Origin of the sequence: Actinomadura monticuli (assembly GCF_041463655.1) — a bacterium.
GTDB classification, from domain to species: domain Bacteria; phylum Actinomycetota; class Actinomycetes; order Streptosporangiales; family Streptosporangiaceae; genus Spirillospora; species Spirillospora monticuli.
Genome location: NZ_JAXCEI010000013.1, coordinates 61788 through 79675 on the forward strand (window position 1 = coordinate 61788; position 17888 = coordinate 79675).

The window sequence follows — 17888 nt, forward strand, 5'->3', positions numbered from 1 at the left end:
CCCAACATGCCCCTCGCGGTCTGCCGCCCGATCTACAATCGCCCCGTGACCGAGCCTTCGCCCGCCCCAACCGGGGAGCCGGCGCGCACCGGCGGCGCGGGCGTCCCGCTGAACGCGCGGGGCGCCCGGCTCAACCGGCGCGGTCTGGAGACGCGCGCCCGGCTGATCAGGACGGCGATCGCCATGCTCGCCGACAGCGAGCACGGCGCCGAGGTCAGCGCCAACCTCGTGGCGAAGCGCGCCGGGGTCACCTGGGGCACGGTCCAGCACCAGTTCGGCGACGTCGACGGGCTCTGGGCCGCGGTCCTCGACGAGCTCGCCGGCCAGGGCGACATGCTGCCGTGGAAGGAGATGGACGACGGGTCCGTCGCCGAACGGATGGGACGGATCGTCGACGCCCTCTGGGCGGCCCTCGACTCGCCCCCGGGCCGGGCGGTGGCGACGCTGCGCGGCCTGCTGCCCCGCAGCACGGTCGAGTTCACCGAGACCTACCCGCGGACGGCCGAGCAGCTCGCCCGCTGGGACCGCCGCTGGCGGCGCGCCTATGCGCGGGCGTTCCGCGGGCTGGTCGTCGACGCCTACCGGCTCGAGCGCGTGCGCCACCTCCTGCCGGCCGCCGTCCACGGCCTCTACCTGGAGCAGCACCTGAGCACCTGGACCGACGTCGACGACGCGCGCGCCGTGCTGGCCGAATCGATCGCCGGCTACCTCGAACGCCGGGACTGAGCGCCGCCACCGTGCGGGGCGACCACGTCCGCCGGACCGCCTCCCGGGGATGAGCGGCGCCTAGACTAGACGGGGTCCTTCAGGCCGCCGAGCAGGTGCTCGGCGGTGATCGGACGTTCCCGGACGCGGACGCCGGTCGCGTGGAAGACGGCGTTGGCGACCGCCGCGCCCGAGCCCACCTGCCCGATCTCGCCGACCCCCTTGACGCCGAGCGGCCCGGTGACGGGGTCGTCCACCTCGATCAGCTCGATGTCGACGTCGGGCGCGTCGGCGTTGACCGGGACGAGGTAGTCGCCCAGGCTCGTGTTGGCCCACCGGCCGAGCCCGGTGTCCATGCGAGTGGCCTCCAGCAGGGCCTGGCTCATGCCCCAGAGCATGCCGCCCATCAGCTGGCTGCGCGCCGTCAGGGGGTTGAGGACGCGGCCGGGCGCGAACGCGCCGGTCATGCGCCGCACCCGGACGAGGCCGAGCTCGGCGTCGACCGCCACCTCGGCGAACTGGGCGCCGAACGTCAGCAGCCCGTACGGGGTGCTGAGCGGCGGCGGGTCCCAGCTGCCGATGGCCTCGGCATCGTTCATGAGGTGCCGCTCCATCAGGTCGCGGTAGGTCTCGGCGCCGCCTCCCGCGGCGGCCATCCGCCCTCCCTCGACGGTGACCGTGCCGGGATCGGCGCCGTGCAGCGGCGAGTCCGGATCGGCGGTGGCCGCGGCGACCAGCCGGTCGCGGACGGCGACGGCGGCGTTGTGCACGGCGGCGCTCACCATCATCGCGCCGTTGGAGCCCACGGGGGAGCCGGCGGTCGGCATGTCGGTGTCGCCGTACTCCAGCCGCACGCCCCCGAGGCCGAGGCCGAGGCCGTCCGCGGCGACCTGGGTCAGGACGGTGGTCATCCCGGTGCCGAACTCCTGCGCGGCGGTGGACACCACGGCGGTGCAGTCGGAGTACAGGCGGGCGCGGGCGCGCTGGGTGCGCATGAAGAACGCCACCGGGTACGCGGCGGTGGCCATGCCGGTGCCGATCAGCCAGTCGCCCTCGCGGCGGACGCCGGGCGCCGGGTCGCGGCCGGCCCAGCCGAACCGCTCCGCGCCGCGCCGCAGGCACTCGGCCAGCCCGCCGCTGGACCACGGATGGCCCGTGTTGGGGTCGGCGTCGGCGGCGTTGCGCAGCCGCAGCTCGACCGGGTCGATCCCGATCTCGTAGGCGAGTTCGTCCAGCGCGCATTCGAGGCTGAACATCCCGGCGGACTCGCCGGGCCCGCGGGTGAACGTCGGCGTCATCGTGTTGCCGCGCACCAGCCGGTGCGCGCCCTCGAACGCGGGGCTGGCGTACACCTGCGACGACGCCCCGAACGCGGGCTCGGCCCAGTCGTCGAACGGCGAGGTGACGGAGATCTTGCGGTGCCGGATCGCGGTGAGCGTCCCGTCGCGCCGCGCCCCGAGCGCGATGTGCTGCTCCTGCTCCTCCCGGTGCCCGCAGGACGTGAACATCTGCTCGCGCGTGGCCGTGAGGCGGACCGGCCGGCCGACGTGCCGGGCGGCGAGCGCGGCGAGGGTCACGTGCGGCCAGACCATCGCCTTGGACCCGAACGCGCCGCCGACGAACCGGGTCAGCACCCGGATCTTCGACGGCGACATGCCGAGCAGGGCGGCGACGGTCAGCTGCACCGCCTTGATGCCCTGGCACGAGTCGTACAGCGTCAGCCGGTCGCCGTCCCACACGGCGGTGGTGGTCAGCGGCTCCAGCGCGTTGTGGTGGTTGGCCGCGAACCGGAACACGGTGTCGACCCGCGCCTCCGCCGCGGCGAGCCCGCCCTCGACGTCCCCGCGGCTCAGCTGCGCCGGCATGAAGCCGCCGAAGATCTTCTCGGGCTCGTAGGCGTCCGCGCGGCCCTGCTCGATGACGGTGACGGACGGCGCCTCGTCGTACTCGACCCGGACGAGGGACGCGCCGTGCTGCGCCTGCTCGAGGCCGTCGGCCACCACGATCGCGACCGGCTGGCCCGCGTAGTGCACCGCGTCGTCCTGCATCGGGAAGAACGTCTCGCCGGGTGCGGGCCCGCCCATCAGGGACGGCACCAGCGGCACGCGCGCGACCGCGGGCAGGTCGCGCCGGGTCAGGACCGCGGCGACCCCGGCGGCCCGCTCCGCCGCCGCGGTGTCGATCGAGGCGACCCGCCCGGCGGCCACCCGCGCGCCGACGATCCGCGCGTGGGCGAGGCCCGGCAGCGCGATCTCCCCGGAGTAGCGCGCGGTGCCGGTGACCTTCTCCCGGCCGTCAACCCGCGGGACCTCCCGGCCGATGGATCCGCTCATCGGTCCTCCCCGTTCGTGAGCGCCGTCAGCGCCCGGACGATCGTCCGGCGCGCCAGCTCGACCTTGAAGGCGTTCTGCGGCCGCGGTTCGGCCGCCGCCAGTTCCCGCGCGGCCGCCTCGTCGAAGGCGGCCGGCGCCGCCGGTCCGCCGAGCAGGCTCCGCTCGGCCGCCCGCGCCCGCCACGGCTTGGTCGCGACCCCGCCCAGCGCGAGCCGGACATCGGCGACGGCGCCGTCCCGGACGTCCACCGCCGCCGCGACCGAGACGAGCGCGAACTCGTACGACGCGCGGTCGCGGACCTTCAGGTACACCGAACGGCGGGCCACCGGGACCGCGGGCACCTCGATCGCCGTGATCAGCTCCCCGTGCTCCAGCGGACGTTCGCGGTGCGGGGTGTCGCCGGGGAGCAGGAAGAAGTCGTCGATCGGGATGTTCCGCTCGCCGTCCGGTCCGCGGGTGCGGACGACCGCGTCCACGGCCGTCAGCGCGACCGCGACGTCGGACGGATAGGCGGCGATGCACCTGTCGCTGGTCCCGAGCACCGCGTGCCCGCGGTGGAAACCGGTGAGGGCGGCGCAGCCGCTGCCGGGCTCGCGCTTGTTGCACGGCGAGACGGCGTCGCGGAAGTAGCCGCACCGCACCCGCTGGCACAGGTTGCCGCCCATCGAGGCCATGTTGCGCAGTTGCGCGGACGCGCCGAGCAGCAGCGCCTGCGAGACGAGCGGGAACCTGCCGACCACGCCGTCCGCCTGGGCCACGTCGCTCATGCGCGCCAGCGCGCCGATCCGCAGGCCGCCGCCGGGCAGGTCCTCGACGCGGTCCAGGGGCAGGTCGTTGATGTCGACCAGCAGGTCCGGCCGCAGCACGTTCTGCCGCACCAGGTCGACCTCGGTCGTACCGCCCGCCAGGAACGCGCCGCCCGGGTGCTCGCGCACCGCCGTGATCGCCGTGCCGACGTCCGCTGCCCGCGTGTAGCCGAACGGCCTCACCGCCCCGCACCGCCCGCCGCGTCCCGGACGTCGCGGATCGCCGCCCGGATGTTCGGGTAGGCCGCGCACCGGCAGACGTTGCCGCTCATCCACTCGGCGATCTCGCCGTCGTCGGCGGCGTGCCCTTCCTCCAGCAGCGCGACGGCGGACATGATCTGCCCCGGCGTGCAGTAGCCGCACTGGAACGCGTCCCGGGCGATGAACGCCTCCTGCATGGGGTGCAGGCGGTCCCCGTCCGGCAGGCCCTCGATGGTGGTGACCTCCCGTCCCTCGCAGGCGATCGCGAGGGTCAGGCAGGCCAGCACGCGGCGGCCGTCCACCCACACCGTGCAGGCGCCGCACGTGCCCTGGTCGCATCCCTTCTTCGAGCCGGTCAGCCCGAGATGCTCGCGCAACGCGTCCAGAAGGCTGACGCGGGGCTCGACCCGCACCTCCCGCTCCCGGCCGTTGACGGTGAGAACGACGGCGCGCGCCTCCAGGGCGTGCTCCAGCGGCCGTGCCTCGACGTCCATCCCCATGCGGACTCCTCGACGATCAAATCGATCACTCTCCGTGCCGGAGTCCCTGCCCCTCAGTAGCCGGATGTCACCTCGCGGAGGCCGCCGTCCGGGGCTCCGCTCAGGAAGGCGATCGCGCGATGTCAGGCCAGGGTGTTCTTGTGGACGCGGCCGTCCTTGACGATCACCTTCAGGTTGGCGGCGGGGTCGGCCAGTAGCCGCAGGTCGCGGGTGGGGTCGCCGGCGACGAGGAGCAGATCGGCCCACGCCCCCTCGGCGATGACGCCGAGGTGGGCGAGGTGCGGCCGGTCGCCGAAGGCGGCCACGTCGGACGCGGTCGGGTTCTGGTAGGGGTCGCGCGCACCGGATTCGCGGAACAGCGCCGCGTTGCCGGACGTGGCGATCCTCAACCCCGCCACCGGGCCGCCGGCCAGCCCGCCCAGGCGGGCCAGCATCTCGCTCTGCCGGACGCTCGCGGCCGGGTTCAGCATCAGGTCGGTGCCGAACGCGAGGCGCACCCCGTGCTCCAGCGCCCAGCCGAAGACGCGCTCCACCCCCTCGCACACCCGCCGGTTCTTCTCCGCCGACGACGGGTCGGGGTAGACGTGGTCGTCCTCGGCGAACGGCTGGGTGCACAGCCAGACGCCGTGCTCGGCCATGAACCCGAGGTCGTCCTCGCCGGCCAGATGCCCGTGCTCGATCACCCGGACGCCGGCCTCGACCGCCCGGCGGATGCCGGCGCCGGTGTAGACGTGCACCGCCACATAGGTGCCCCAGTCCGCCGCCGCGCGCACCCCGGCGCGCAGCTCGTCGGACGTGTACTGCAGGACGTCCAGGTGGTCGTAGGCAGAGGCGACGCCGCCGCCGGCCATCATCTTGATCTGCGAGGCGCCCTTCCTCAGCTGCTCGCGCGCGCCCGCGAGCACCTGGGCGGTGCCGTCGGCGACCCGCATGAGGCCGAGCCGCTCGGCGCGGGTCGCCGTTCCGCCCAGGGCGGTCGGCACGTCGTAGACCATGCCGAAGTCGCCGTGCCCGCCGGTCTGGGACAGGCCCGCCTGGCTGGGGTAGATCCGCGGGCCGGGCAGCGCACCGGCGTCGATCATGCGCTTGAGGTCGCCGGTGTCGCCGGCCATGTCGCGGACGGTCGTGAACCCCCGCATCAGCATCGCCTCGGCCTCCGCGGCGCCCCGGAGGTATCCGAGGCCCGCGCCGCCGAGCATCAGCTCCACCTGCGTGGCGCCGGCGAGGATGAGGTGGACGTGCGCGTCGCTGAGCCCGGGGATGAGCGTCCCCCCGCGTCCGTCGATGACCGTGGCCCCCGCGCCGACGCCGCCCGGCGCCCCCTCGCCCACGGTCTTGATCTTGGTGCCCTCGGTCACCACGTGCCCGGGCCGGACCCGGTCGCTCACCCCGTCGAAGATCCGCACATCGCGGATCACGATCGTCCCGGCCGGGCGCTCCTCGCTCACCCCCGCACCGTGCCCCGCCGCACGGCCGGAGAGCCGCCGACGGCCAAGGGTTTGCGAAGCCTTACCGAGCACATGAATCCGAGCCGCGACCCGGCGCAGGCTACGCGGCCGGATCCGCCGTCTTCCCCAGCTCGGCCGCGAGGGCGGCGATCGTCTCCGGCGGGTGGGTCGATCCGGGGAAGTAGGCGCAGATCCGCTCGGCCACGTCACCGAACCTGCTCTTGATCTCGGCGGCGCACTCGGCGGGGGTCCCGGTGACCGCCAGGGTCCGCGTCATCGTGTCGTCGATCAGACCGATCATCGCCATGACGTCGCCGGCCTTCGACAGCGCGTTCAGCTCGGGTTGCAGGTCGCCCCAGCCCTCGATGTCCAGGACCGGCCTGTACGCCGGGGTCGACCCGTAGAACGCCAGCAGCCCCCTCACGCCGAAGGTCGCGGCCTCGATCTCGGCGGGGGAGTCGCCCATCGCGACGATCACCTGCGGGAACAGGTCGATCCGGTCGCGGCCCGCCAGTTCCAGGCCCTCGGCCACGGCGGGGAGGGTGCGCTCGCGGAAGTGCCGGCGACTGTGGAACGGCATGACCAGCAGCCCGTCGGCGACCTCGGCCGCGGTCCGGGTCATCACCGGCCCCAGCGCGCCGAGCAGGACGGGCGGCACCCCGTACGGGTTCGGCCCCGGGACGAACGTCGCCGGCATCAGGGTGTGCTTGGTGAACTCGCCGCGGAAGTCGAGCCGGCCGCCGTCCTGCCACGCGTTCAGGATCGCCTTCACCGCGAGCACCGCCTCCCGCATCCGGGCCGCCGGCCTGCTCCAGGTCGAGCCGTACCGGTTCTCGATGTGCGGCCTGATCTGCGAGCCCAGCCCGAGCCGGAACCGGCCCTTGCTCAGCAGCTGCAGGTCGTAGGCCATGTTGGCCAGATGCATCGGGCTGCGCGGGATCGCGATCGCGACGTTCGTCATCAGGTCGGTCGCCGGGACGTCCGACGAGCCGGCCGCGACGATCAGCGGCAGGAACACGTCGTGCGGGCCCTCGAAGGTGAACAGGCCGTCCACCCCGGCGGCGATCAGCGTCCGGGCGCGCTCCGCCGCCTCGTCCGGCCGGCCGTCCAGTTGCACATCGAGCTTCACTGACCGATCTCCATTCAGCGTGGGGCCGCGAGGGGCCGAGGCTCTCGCATGGGAGCCTGGCATCTCAAGCGGTCCGGTGCCGCCTCCGGGCCCACGTACCGGACGGATCAGATGCCGGGGCCGCGGCCGGTGCACCGCGGGCCGAAGCCCGGTTCGTCTTCGTGTCGCGGCGCGGTGGTGCGCCGGGACGACTCGGACAGGGCGCGCAGGCCGGACGCCGCGAGCGCGAGGTCGGCGGCGGCGATCGCACCGGCGGCGAGGTGGGCCGCGGCGGCGTCGGCGAACCACGGCGGCGTCGCCGGGTCGTCCCGGAGCCGCCGCACCAGGGCGCGCAGGCGTTCGGTGGCGCGTTCGACGGCGCCGGCGTCGACGGTCAGCAGGGCGGCGGCGTCGGCGACCGGGCGGCGGGCGGGCAAGGCGGCCTCCTAAGCGGGGAAGACGGGGGTGCCCGCGTCGCGCCGGAGCATCCGGTGCGGGCTGCTGAGGCAGAGGACGGGCCGGGCGCCGGCGAGGCCGAGAGCGCGCAGCCGGTCGGCCAGGGGTCCGGCGCCGGCGCGCAGCCGGGCCCGCGGCGCGGGGTGCAGCCGGGCCGGGCCGTGGGCGTGGACGTGCGAGCGCAGCGTGACGTCCGCCCGCGCGGAGTAGAGGACCCGTTCGCCCGACGGCCAGGGCACGCTCGGGCCGAGCGCCCCGGCGAAGGCGAGGACGCGGTCGTCCGGGGCGCCGACGGTGAGAACGACGGCCCCGCCGCCCAGGCGGGCGCGGGTCGGCGCGGTGAAGGCGTCGTCGCTCCACAGGTTCCGGTGGGCGGCGCCCGCGGCGGGCGTGCTCAGCGCGGTGGCGAGCGTCCACAGCCCGGCGCCGCGCAGGTGCGGGCGGCGCAGCAGGTCAGGCCAGACTCCGACGGGCCGTGGGCACCACGGATCGTGGACCAGCACACCGAGGGTGACCTCCCGGTGCGGCCCGAGCGTGCTGTCACGGTGGTCGTGCACGCACAGCGCGACCAGCGACCGCGTCCCGGCGCGCACCGGGGCGGTTCCCTGCCCGAGCACGGCGGCGGCCGAGGCGGCGTCGACCGTGAACCAGGCCGTCAGCGCCGCCGCGTCCTGCGTCCGTACGGGCAGTTCCACCGGTCCGTCGGGGGTGGGCTCGGCGCGGGAGGCGACGGTGAGGAAGGGAAAGCCCGCCGGGCGCCGCGCGTCGTCGTAGAGCCGGTAGAGCCGCCGCTGGACGACGGGCCCGCTGTAGGGCGTGAGCTGCCGTTCGATGTGTGCGCGCGCCTCGGGGAGGTCGTGCTCGATGTTGGCGGCGTACTGCTCCAGGCCGTGGCAGGCGGGGAACAGGTGCGCCGGGTCGGCGTAGTCGACGACGTACCGGCCGGGCCGTCCCGGGAAGCAGGTCCCGGCGCCCTGCCCGTCGAGGCTCGGGATGATGTCGTGCCGGTTGGTGACGCTGGCGACCCAGGTCGCGGGATCCGCGGGCTCCTTGAAGTCGACCGGCGAGCCGATCGCGATGACGTGGGTGAGCCGGTGGCGGGCGTTGAGCGCGGCGTCCTGGCTGAGGCTCATGACCGCCGCGCCGCCGGCGCTGTGGCCGATCAGGGCGAGGTCGGCGCCGGCCGGGACGGGGTGGTCGGCGATCGCCTTGGCGAGGGAGCGGCTGTAGGGGCCGCTGTCCAGGACGGTGCTGCTGAACGCGCCGAGCAGGTCGGCGGGGGAGGCGTCGTCGGGTGCGCCCGGCCGCATCCCGGGCGCCAGCAGGACGTACCGCTCCACGCCGTCGGGGCCCCGCACGGTGAGCACCAGCGCGCGGCCGGTCGGCCCGATCGCCAGCAGGTCGCCGAGCAGGCCGAGCAGCGACGCCTCCCGGCAGAACCGCGCGGCCTCCGGCGCGGTGGGCTCGGCGCGCACGGCGGCGCCCTGACCGCGGTCGAGCCGCGCGATGGCGCGGTTGCTCAGCCCCGTCAGCGGGTCGGCGGTCGCCGCGCCCATGCCGGTGGCGATGAGCCAGGCGGCGTGGTCGTTCAGCGGGTTCCGGTCGAGGAGCGCGCGCAGCGCCAGCACCTCGCTGAAGACGGGCGAGACGGCGGTGAGCGCGCCCGCGGCCCCGCGCTCCCGGACGAGGTCGCGCATCGCCGCCGGCACGCCGGCCCGGCCCTCGCCGGCCGCCTCGATCAGCCGGCGCACCCGCGGGTCCGCGGTGAGCGCGGGATCGGCGAGGGCGACCGCGGCGATGCGCAGCCGCAGCGACGTGGTCATGACCGCCACGGGCAGGCTCGCCCGTCCGGTGAACCCGCCGAGCTTGGCGCCGACGGCGCCGACCACGCCGCCCGCCGGGGCCCAGCCGAGCCCGGCGGGGTCGGTGATGGCGCGGGCCAGCGCGCGCTGCGCGCGCCATCCGTCCCGCGGCGCCCGGCACGCCGCCGCGGCGACCCGCGGATCGGCGAGCGCGGCCGTGGCGTGCGCGGACGCCTCGCGGAGCGTGTGCGCGATCTCGGCGAGCTCCCGGGCGGCGGCCCGCAGCCGCGCCGCGGGAGCCGCGCCGGATCCGCCGTCCGCCGTCATCGCGCCGCCCCCCGCCACGTCATGCTCACGAACCGCGGTGCCGGGTCCTCGGGGGTGTTGCGGTCCACCACGTCGGCGACCGTGCGGGTCTCGCCGATCGTCCGCAGGCCGGTGCGGGTGAAGGTCTCCGCCGTCAGCACGCGCGGGGCCAGCAGCGGGTTGGTGAGCGCCTGCGAGAACGCGTCGATCGCGATGATCTTGGTGAGCAGGGGCGGCAGGACGGCGGCGGGCGAGCCGGGCTCCTCGGCGAACAGGCCGACGTAGAGCTCCAGGTCGTCGACGCCGCGGTAGCGCCCGGCCAGGGCCTCCCGCACGCGCGGGTCGCCCGACACCTGGGCGAAGCCGCGCGCCCTCGGGAAGCGGCAGTGGGCGCGGTAGTCGTTGTAGGACGCCAGCCCCAGCGCACGGCCGTCGGCGATCGAGGAGACCTCGACGTCGTGCAGGATCGGGTCGGTGTTGAACAGGCCGATGCGCCCGGCGCGCTGCTCGGAGGCGTCCTCGAACAGCCGCCCGAGCCCGGGGCCGGGGATCAGGGCGGCGCCGAAGAGCGTCCGGGCGGTGGGGAGTTCGGTGTCTCCGACGACCAGGCTGGACGGGATGAGGCTGTGCCAGCGGTAGACGAGGTTGAACTCGACGGACGCCCAGTTCTGCCGGTGCCAGGGCGCGCGCCGCAGCGTCCGGCCCAGGCGCGGGTCCAGCAGGAAACGGAAGTGGTAGGGCGTGATGTGGTTGATGTACTCCTCGACGACCAGCCGGATGACCTCGACGATGACGATGTTGCGGGCGGTCTGGAAGAGCCGCTCGTCGTCCCACCCGGGGTTCTCCGCCGCGAGCGTCCGGGCGACCCGGTTGTGCTCGCGCAGGAACAGCACCGTCATCATCGTGAAGCCGACCTGCACGTTGCCGCGGTCCCCGCCGATCGCGAAGAGGGTGTCGCGCTGCGCGTCGGAGAGCATCTCCATGCGGACCGCCGTCAGCGCCGAGAACTCCGCCTTGACCTTGCCGTTCTCGCACAGGTACGGCGGGAACTCGCCGCCGTTGACGAGCTGGCTCTTGAGCAGGCCGCCCTCGTGGGCGCGGACGGCGTCGGTGGCCTCGGCGTCCAGGCCGTACAGGGGGTTGAGGTCGATCTCGTGGTTGGAGGTGCTGCGGCGCGGGTCGCGGGGCTCGCGCGACTCCCCGCGAAGGAACCCGTCGGTGAACCACTGGGCGAAGTAGGCGAACAGCACGGTGGAGCGGGGGCAGGGCGTCATCTCGCCCTCGCGCAGGAAGAGGTCCGCGGCCTCCTCCACCGTCGGGCGGCCGGTCTCCTGGCCGGGGACGGGCGGCAGGTGCCGGCCGCTGTAGGTGCGGTCGGTCAGCGAGGCCCAGGACGTGTAGGGGGCCATGGTGCTCAGCGGCTCGGGGCGCGGCGGCATCTCCCGGACGGCCTGGTCGATGACGGTGGCGTTGATGCGGCGGCGCAGGGCGGTGGAGGACTCGGCGAGCCGCCACAGCGGCCGTCCGCGGGTGAGCGCCAGGTAGCGCAGCCGGTTGCGGGCGCCATCGGAGGCGAAGCCGCGGGCGCTCGGGCGGGCCTCTCGCACGGTCATGCCCCCTCGCGTGCCGGGGCGTCGAACCGCAGGGTGAGGCTGTCGGGGAAGACGGCGCGGTCCCGGCGGACCTCGCCGTCGGCGCGCAGCCCCGGTCTCAGCATGACCCGGCGGACGGTCTCGGCGATGACGACCCGGCCCGGGTGCACGCCCAGGCAGGCGTGCGGGCCGTGCCCGAAGTGCATCCAGGCGTGCTCGGGCCGGTCGGTCCGGAAGGCCGCGGGATCCTCGACGGCGTCGTCGTCGAACATGGCGGAGGCGACGGAGGCCAGGACGGGGCGTCCGGCCGGGACGGTCTCCCCACTGGGCAGCACGTGGTCGCGCGCGCAGTAGCGGACGATCATCTTCAGGAAAGGATCGAAGCGCAGCGCCTCCCAGACATGGGGGTCGAACCGCTCCGGATCGGATGCCGCCGCGGCGGCCCGGGCGTGCGCGCCGGGGCGCCCGAGCAGCACGGACACGGCGTTCGTCATGGACCCGGCGGCGTTCTCGACGAACCCCAGCAGCAGCCCGGCGACGTTGACCGCGACGCGCTCGTCGTCGAAGCCGAGCTCGGCGGGCAGCCGGGTGCGGACCAGCCGGCCGAGCACGTCGGCGCCGCCGGCCGCGGCCCGCCGCTCGGTGACCAGGCCGCGCAGGTACGCCATCATCTCGGCGCCCGCGGCGACCGACGCCGCCCGCACGCCGGGGTCGCCGGCGAGGTTGGCGGTCACGTCGGTCATGACGGCCCGCGACCAGCGGGACAGCGTCTCCTCGTCGGGCCCGGGGAAGCCGAAGTAGCGGGCGCAGACCTTCAGCGGGACGCTCCGGAACAGGTCGCGGACCGCGTCGAACCCGCCGTCGGCCCCGTCCAGCGCGCGCTCGGCGAGTTCTCCCGCGAGCGCGCGCACTCTCGGGACGTCCTCGGGCGCGAGCATCGCCTGCATCAGGCCCTTCTCGCGCCAGTTGACCGGGGTCCCGTCGCGGGTCAGCATGATCGGGGCGCCGAGCGCGGCCTCCATCGCCGGCCTATAGGTGCTGACCTGGAACGACTCCGGCCGGGACAGGACGTCGACGACGTCGGCGTGCCGGGTGACCAGGGTGAAGGACGGGGCGGCGAGGACGGGCCGGTCGGCGCGCAGCTCGGCGAACAGGTCCCGCCAGTCCGTGCGCAGCCAGCCGGCCAGCCGGGCCTGCGCGGCGGGCGGATCGGCCCGCAGGAGGTCGTCGTAGGCGGCGAGGTACCCGTCGGGCTGCATGGCATCGTCTCCGAGTTCGTGACCGGGCGGATCCAGAGAGTAAGGATCCGGCGCCGTCACCGCCAAGAGGTTCGACACTTTGAGTAGTTAAGTAGATTCATTCGGTGATGGGTGCCTATCCGTCAGGCAACTGCCGTCCCACCGGACCGGCGCAGTTCAATGAAAGCCGACTCTCGGGGGAGGATCCATGGCGGAGCTCGCGTCGAGGGAGACGGTCGGGGTCTCCGCGACCCGCAGGCACGCCTACCTGGTCGTCCTGGTCGTCCTCCCGCCCGTCGCCCTGGTCGCGGCGGCGGCCGCCGCCTGGGGACGCGCGATCGGGGTCCTCGACGTCCTGCTCGCCCTGGCCATGTACACCGTCAACATCTTCGGCATCAGCGTCGGCTACCACCGACTGCTGACCCACCGCTCCTTCCGCTGCGGACGCCCGGTCCGCGTGGCGTTCGCCCTGGCGGGCGCGCTGGCGCTGCAGGGGCCGGTCTCTCTGTGGGCGGCCGAGCACCGCAGGCACCACAAGTACTCCGACCGGCCGGGCGACCCGCACTCGCCCTGGGTCTACGGCGACACCGGCCTCGCCCTGCTGCGCGGCCTGCTGCACGCCCAGGCCGGCTGGTTCTACAGCGCCCGCCGGCGGTCCAGCCGCGAACACTGGGTGCCCGACCTGCTCGCCGACCCCGACATCCGCCGCGTGGACGCCGCCTACCCCGCGATCGCCGCCGCGTCCTTCCTGCTGCCCGCCGCGGCCGGGGGCCTGCTCACCTGGTCGTGGGCGGGCTTCTGGACGGCCCTGTTCTGGGCCGGAGCGGTCCGCTGCGCGGTCGTCCACCACGTCACCTGGTCGGTGAACTCGATCGCGCACTGCTTCGGCGACCGGGCCTTCGCCGCCCGCGACCGCTCCTCGAACGTCCGCTGGGTGGCGCTCCTGACCTTCGGCGAAGGCTGGCACAACTGGCACCACATCGAGCCGACCAGCGCCCGCCACGGCGTCCTCAAGGGGCAGACCGACCCCAGCGCGGCCCTGATCCGGCTCCTCGAAAGGCTGGGCTGCGCGTACGACGTCCACTGGCCGTCCCCGGCCCGCATCGAGACGCAGGCGAACCGCCACCGGGCCCGAAGCTGTCCGGAGCGCGCCGCCGACTGACGAATATGGGAGGGGACGCGAATTCGGCCATTCGGCTCCCCGCCGACGGGCGCCCCCGAAACGCGATACGACGTCCGCAGCGCGTCTCATCGGGGCGCCCGGACTCCAGGGCAACGTCTCGCAGAGCGGGCCCTGTACCTTCCCAATGACCCCGATCCGGAGAAGGATCTTCCGTTCAGTGCACGGCGGCGCGGCGGCCGGGGCCGTCCGCGGCGCGCCCGTCCCTCCCAGCACCCAGGAGCAGCGATGTCGACGCTCGAACTGAGCAGTCCCGAGCCGGGCATCGCCCTGCTCACCCTGTCCCGTCCCGAGCGGCTCAACGCGCTCTCGGCGGAGCTGCTCGCCGACCTCCACCGGACGCTCGCCGCGGTGGCCGAGGACCCCGAGGTCAGGGTCGTCGTCCTCACCGGAGCGGGCCGGGGGTTCTGCGCCGGCCTCGACCGTGCCATGGTCAGCGTGCTCGGCGGCCCGCCGACGACCACCGGCGGGCACCGTATCGAGGGGTGGCGCGTGCGATGGCGGAGCGCCGGTCGTCCCCAGAGAGACTGGGCGCCGATTGAGCGCTCGTGCGGGTCAGGGGCCGATGCGGTGGTTGTCGAGGCGCGCCCACGCGGCGTCCCATAGGCGGTCGCGGTGCCGGTCGAAGCGGCGTCGCGCCAGCCGGTGGACGCCTAGCAGCGGCAACGCCGTGGCCAGGGCGACCGCCGCGGCGACGACCCCCGTTTGGGCGACGGTCCGCGAATGATCGCGCGGTGGGAGAAGCGACACGGTGCCGGGGCCGGCCCAGACCGCGATACGGCTCCCGACGGCGGACCCGCGCCAGGTCGTGTAGTCGCCCGTCCGCCGGGTGCCGTCCGGCCCGGTCCACGCCACGGTGACCCGGTGCCGGCCGCTCACCTCCTTGACCTTCACCACGGTCGCGTCGACCCGGCGCCAGGTGGCGGCCTCGTGCCGCTCGGCCCGCACACCCGAGTCGTAGACGGTCTGGGCCGTGTGGACGCCCAGCGGCAGGGCGATGCCGAAGAAGAGCATGAGCAGGACGATGCCGAGCCTCTGCTGGGCGCGGTCCACGTCACGTCTCAGGTCGTTGCCGTCGAGGCCGAGGCTGCGGCGCCAGCGATTCGCGCGCGCCCACATCGTCGCCGGTTTCATGACGCCGTCCCTTCCAAGCCGCCTGGGACGACGCTAGACGTGCGGCGACCGGCACCTGCAGAGGCCGAAGCCCCTGACAGACGGGCCTTTAGCCCCTGTCCACCGCCGCTCCTAGGGACCTTGGTCCCTTCGATCTTGCGCCGAACGGATCTACGGCGCCGGTGGCGGGTGGCGTTGAGTTGGGGGTGGAAGAACCGGCGATGTGATGGAGGGTGAGACGGCGATGGCAGTCTCCGAGCACAAGACGAGTGTGGGGCGGGGCTCTTTGGTCCGGGTGGTGAAGCCTGAGCCGCTGACCGAGTCGCCCGCCGCGCGTTATGTGTGGGCCCTGGCGCGGCTGGCGCTGGGCTGGGTGTTCGCGTGGGCGTTCGTGGACAAGCTGTTCGGGCTGGGCCACGCGACCCCGTCGGGCAAGGGCTGGCTGGACGGGGGGAGCCCGACCGAGGGCTTCCTGGCGCACGCCCCCAAGGGCCCGCTGGCGGGGTTCTACAACGACATGGCCGGTGCGGCGTGGGCCGACTGGCTGTTCATGATCGGGCTGGCGGGGGTCGGTGCGGCGCTGATCCTGGGCATCGGGATGCGGATCGCGGCGGTCGGCGGCGCGGCGCTGCTGGTCATGATGTGGTCGGCGGTGCTGCCTCCGGAGAACAACGTCTTCATGGACGACCACCTGATCTACGCGCTGCTGATCGTCGGGCTGGCCCTGGTCAGCGCCGGCGACACCCTGGGCCTTGGCCGCTGGTGGGGCAAGACCCCGCTGGTCGAACGGCTCCCCTTCCTGAAGTAGCCGATGACGATCACCAAGGACGCCCGCCCCCGCGGCGGGCGTCCTGCTGTGTTTCGCCGCCGTCCTACCGGTGTTCGGGGACGTGCGGCCGGAGGATGTCGAGCGCCTGTTCGACAGAGTTGTCCAGTGTCCCGCCGGTGTCGATCGGGCTCGACTCGGGCCACGGCTCCGCGTGCGCGTGCATGGCGGCGGCGATGGCGGCGTCGGCGTCGGAGGCGCCTCGCGCCCGGGTGCGGATCCGTTCGGCGGCGACGTCCTGCGGGGCCTCGCAGCGCAGGGAGCTCAGATGCGCGTGTTCGTGTTCGGCCACCAGGGCGACGAGGTCGCGCTGCTGCTTAGACGTCCACGACGCGTCCAGGACGACCGTCTCGCCCAGCCGGAGCAGGCTCGCGGCGCGGTCGGCGAGTTCCCGGTAGGTGCGGTCGTTCCATTCGGGGTCGTACAGGCCGGTGCCGTAGGGGGCGGCGGCGGAGTCGAGGGGGGCGAGCCCGGCGAGCTCCTTGCGGACCCGGTCGCTACCCAGCACCGAGCACCCGAGCCGGTCGGCCAGGGCTCCGGCCAGCGACGACTTGCCGGTGCCGGGCAGCCCGCCCACCAGGATCAGCCCGACCCGCCCGGCGCGCAGATGGCGCAGCGCGACGTCGGCGTAGGCGCGTGCTTCGGCGGCCGCGTCCGGGTCGCCCTGGTCGTGCCGCAGGCAGGCGACCTTCGCGCGGACGAACGCCCGGTAGGCGATGTAGTGGTGCCGCAGTGAGGCCGGCGCCGGGTCGGCGGCGAACGCGGCGTACTCGGTGAGGAAGTACTCGGCCAGGTCCGGGGCGCCGAGGCGTTCGAGGTCCATGGCCAGGAACGAGGCGTCGTCGAGCCCGTCCAGGCTGCGCAGCGTCCGGTCGAACTCCAGGCAGTCCAGGATGCGGGGGCCGTCGTCCAGGCAGAAGACGTCGCCGGCCAGCAGGTCACCGTGCCCGTCGACGACGCGTCCGTCGGCGATCCGCGCGTCGAACAGGGCCTGGCGGCCGTCGAGGAACTCGTCGGTGAGCGCCTCGATCTCGGCCGCCGCCGCGGCGTCGATCACGTCACCGTGGAACGGGCGGACCTGGTCGAAGCTGTCGTGCCAGCGGGCCTGGACGGCGTCGCGGGTGCCGTGCGCGCTGATCTCGGGGCCGCGCGGAGCCTGGGCGTGCCAGGCCGCGAGGATGCGCGCGGTGTCGCGCAGCGCGTCCCGTACCGGCGTGCCGGCCTCGACGAGGGTGGCCAGGCGGCGGTCGGCGGGCATCCGGCGCATGACGACCAGGTGGTCGCAGACGTCGCCGTCCGGTCCGTGCACGTCGGCGACGCCGAGGTAGACGTCCGGGGCGAACCGCCGATTGAGCCGGACCTCCTCGTGGCAGGCGCGTTCGCGCAGTTCACGGGTGCTGAAGTCGAGGAACCCCAGGCTGACGGGCTTCTTGATCTTGTAGGCGCGGTCTCCGGTGAAGAAGACGACACCGATGTGGGTCTCGCTGACTGCGGCGTTCTGCACGGGCCTCACGCTCTCGGATACGGGGCGGGGCGGGCGTCGTCGTGGTCGTACCCGAGAGCGGGGACGACATCCACGACGCCTTCGGCGGCGGGGGGCCGCCCGTCCTCGCCGGCGGCGGGCATGGCCGTGAACCGCTCTGGCATGACCCGCATCGGCGACCTCCCTGAGTCACCTCCACCGTCTCCCCCGGACCGCTCCGCGGCCAGAGCCGACCGTCCCCGCGAGATGGGTCCTTCGGCCCTGCGGCGGGGATGTGTGGGGCGGTGGCATGGAGGTATCGGGTATGAGGAGGTCGTGATGGGTCACGGTCCCCTTCCTCCTCGGCCCCACACGAGCTCGGCCCCACACGAGCTCGGCCCCACACGAGCTCGGCCCCACACGAGCCGGCCGACGGCCACCCGCTGGGCGAGCGCCGGGCAGGTGGCCGGATCAAGATTCCGCAGTTCGTCGTTCCTCAGCCCCCCTGCGGTCGCCGTGGTCGGAAGGCTCCCCGGTAGGAGCCGGGCCGATCAGGAGAGGGAACTCTCGTCCGCGCCTCGGGCGCCCGCGGTGTCGGGCAGGAGCGCGGTGACGTCGGTGAGGCGGGTTCGCCTGGCCACCGGCGTCCCGTCGTTGGAGGTGTCGAAGGCGACGTCCTCCAGAGCGGCGGCCAGCAGGCGGGCGGCCCGTGCCAGGGCGGCGGTCTGCCGTTCCAGCACCGCTACACGCTGCTCCAAGGCCAGGACGGAGAGACTGGGGGGGCCGATCTGCCTCGCCATCGCGAAACTCCT

General features: G+C 74.4%; 17 protein-coding genes. 4 read left to right on the top strand and 13 right to left on the bottom strand.

Annotated features, from left to right (window positions below; all coding sequences use genetic code 11):
* Nucleotides 1-45 precede the first annotated feature (45 nt).
* Nucleotides 46-726 (top strand): TetR/AcrR family transcriptional regulator, encoded by a 681-nt coding sequence (locus SM611_RS26800; protein WP_371952839.1) that lies wholly within the window; start codon nt 46-48, stop codon nt 724-726.
* A 65-nt stretch (nt 727-791) separates the two neighbouring features.
* Here SM611_RS26800 and SM611_RS26805 read toward each other — a convergent pair whose 3' ends face one another.
* The 9 genes from SM611_RS26805 to SM611_RS26845 form a co-directional block, all read right to left on the bottom strand.
* Nucleotides 792-3038, bottom strand: coding sequence for a xanthine dehydrogenase family protein molybdopterin-binding subunit (locus tag SM611_RS26805; RefSeq protein WP_371952841.1), 2247 nt, complete (start codon nt 3036-3038; stop codon nt 792-794).
* Nucleotides 3035-4027: an FAD binding domain-containing protein gene (locus SM611_RS26810; RefSeq protein ID WP_371952843.1), complete on the bottom strand. Its 993-nt coding sequence runs from the start codon at nt 4025-4027 to the stop codon at nt 3035-3037. Before SM611_RS26810 ends, SM611_RS26805 begins: the two co-directional genes overlap by 4 nt.
* The gene (locus SM611_RS26815; RefSeq protein ID WP_371952845.1) at nt 4024-4545 is read right to left on the bottom strand and encodes a (2Fe-2S)-binding protein; all 522 of its coding nucleotides are present in this window, start codon (nt 4543-4545) and stop codon (nt 4024-4026) included. Before SM611_RS26815 ends, SM611_RS26810 begins: the two co-directional genes overlap by 4 nt.
* 122 nt (nt 4546-4667) lie before the next feature.
* A complete protein-coding gene (locus tag SM611_RS26820; RefSeq protein WP_371952847.1) occupies nt 4668-5993 on the bottom strand; it encodes a metal-dependent hydrolase family protein in 1326 nt (441 codons plus the stop codon).
* 100 nt (nt 5994-6093) lie between these two features.
* The gene (locus SM611_RS26825) at nt 6094-7122 is read right to left on the bottom strand and encodes a TIGR03617 family F420-dependent LLM class oxidoreductase (RefSeq protein WP_371952849.1); all 1029 of its coding nucleotides are present in this window, start codon (nt 7120-7122) and stop codon (nt 6094-6096) included.
* A 107-nt stretch (nt 7123-7229) separates the two neighbouring features.
* Entirely contained in the window at nt 7230-7538 is a 309-nt protein-coding gene (locus tag SM611_RS26830) for a hypothetical protein (RefSeq protein ID WP_371952851.1), read from the bottom strand.
* A gap of 9 nt (nt 7539-7547) precedes the next feature.
* Nucleotides 7548-9704 carry an alpha/beta hydrolase family protein gene (locus tag SM611_RS26835; RefSeq protein WP_371952853.1) on the bottom strand — a complete coding sequence of 719 codons (2157 nt, stop codon included), beginning with the start codon at nt 9702-9704 and terminating at the stop codon, nt 7548-7550.
* Entirely contained in the window at nt 9683-11278 is a 1596-nt protein-coding gene (locus SM611_RS26840) for a peroxidase family protein (protein WP_371952855.1), read from the bottom strand. The genes SM611_RS26835 and SM611_RS26840 overlap by 22 nt, the downstream gene beginning before the upstream one ends.
* Nucleotides 11275-12516, bottom strand: coding sequence for a cytochrome P450 (locus SM611_RS26845; protein ID WP_371952857.1), 1242 nt, complete (start codon nt 12514-12516; stop codon nt 11275-11277). Before SM611_RS26845 ends, SM611_RS26840 begins: the two co-directional genes overlap by 4 nt.
* 187 nt (nt 12517-12703) lie before the next feature.
* Between SM611_RS26845 and SM611_RS26850 the strand changes: the two genes are divergently transcribed.
* Nucleotides 12704-13657 (top strand): acyl-CoA desaturase, encoded by a 954-nt coding sequence (locus SM611_RS26850; protein WP_371952859.1) that lies wholly within the window; start codon nt 12704-12706, stop codon nt 13655-13657.
* Nucleotides 13658-13903: 246 nt separating this feature from the next.
* The gene (locus tag SM611_RS26855) at nt 13904-14281 is read left to right on the top strand and encodes an enoyl-CoA hydratase/isomerase family protein (RefSeq protein WP_371952861.1); all 378 of its coding nucleotides are present in this window, start codon (nt 13904-13906) and stop codon (nt 14279-14281) included.
* Here SM611_RS26855 and SM611_RS26860 read toward each other — a convergent pair.
* Nucleotides 14231-14809 (bottom strand): Rv1733c family protein, encoded by a 579-nt coding sequence (locus SM611_RS26860; RefSeq protein ID WP_371952863.1) that lies wholly within the window; start codon nt 14807-14809, stop codon nt 14231-14233. The genes SM611_RS26855 and SM611_RS26860 overlap by 51 nt on opposite strands.
* Before the next feature lie 223 nt (nt 14810-15032).
* Here SM611_RS26860 and SM611_RS26865 point away from each other — a divergent pair, with 223 nt between their 5' ends.
* Nucleotides 15033-15596: a DoxX family membrane protein gene (locus tag SM611_RS26865; protein WP_371952865.1), complete on the top strand. Its 564-nt coding sequence runs from the start codon at nt 15033-15035 to the stop codon at nt 15594-15596.
* 64 nt (nt 15597-15660) lie between these two features.
* Here SM611_RS26865 and SM611_RS26870 read toward each other — a convergent pair whose 3' ends face one another.
* The 3 genes from SM611_RS26870 to SM611_RS26880 form a co-directional block, all read right to left on the bottom strand.
* The gene (locus tag SM611_RS26870) at nt 15661-17118 is read right to left on the bottom strand and encodes a bifunctional aminoglycoside phosphotransferase/ATP-binding protein (protein WP_371952867.1); all 1458 of its coding nucleotides are present in this window, start codon (nt 17116-17118) and stop codon (nt 15661-15663) included.
* Nucleotides 17119-17123: 5 nt separating this feature from the next.
* Nucleotides 17124-17270 carry a hypothetical protein gene (locus SM611_RS26875; protein WP_371952869.1) on the bottom strand — a complete coding sequence of 49 codons (147 nt, stop codon included), beginning with the start codon at nt 17268-17270 and terminating at the stop codon, nt 17124-17126.
* Between the two features lie 357 nt (nt 17271-17627).
* The gene (locus tag SM611_RS26880; protein WP_371952871.1) at nt 17628-17876 is read right to left on the bottom strand and encodes a hypothetical protein; all 249 of its coding nucleotides are present in this window, start codon (nt 17874-17876) and stop codon (nt 17628-17630) included.
* Nucleotides 17877-17888: the final 12 nt, after the last annotated feature.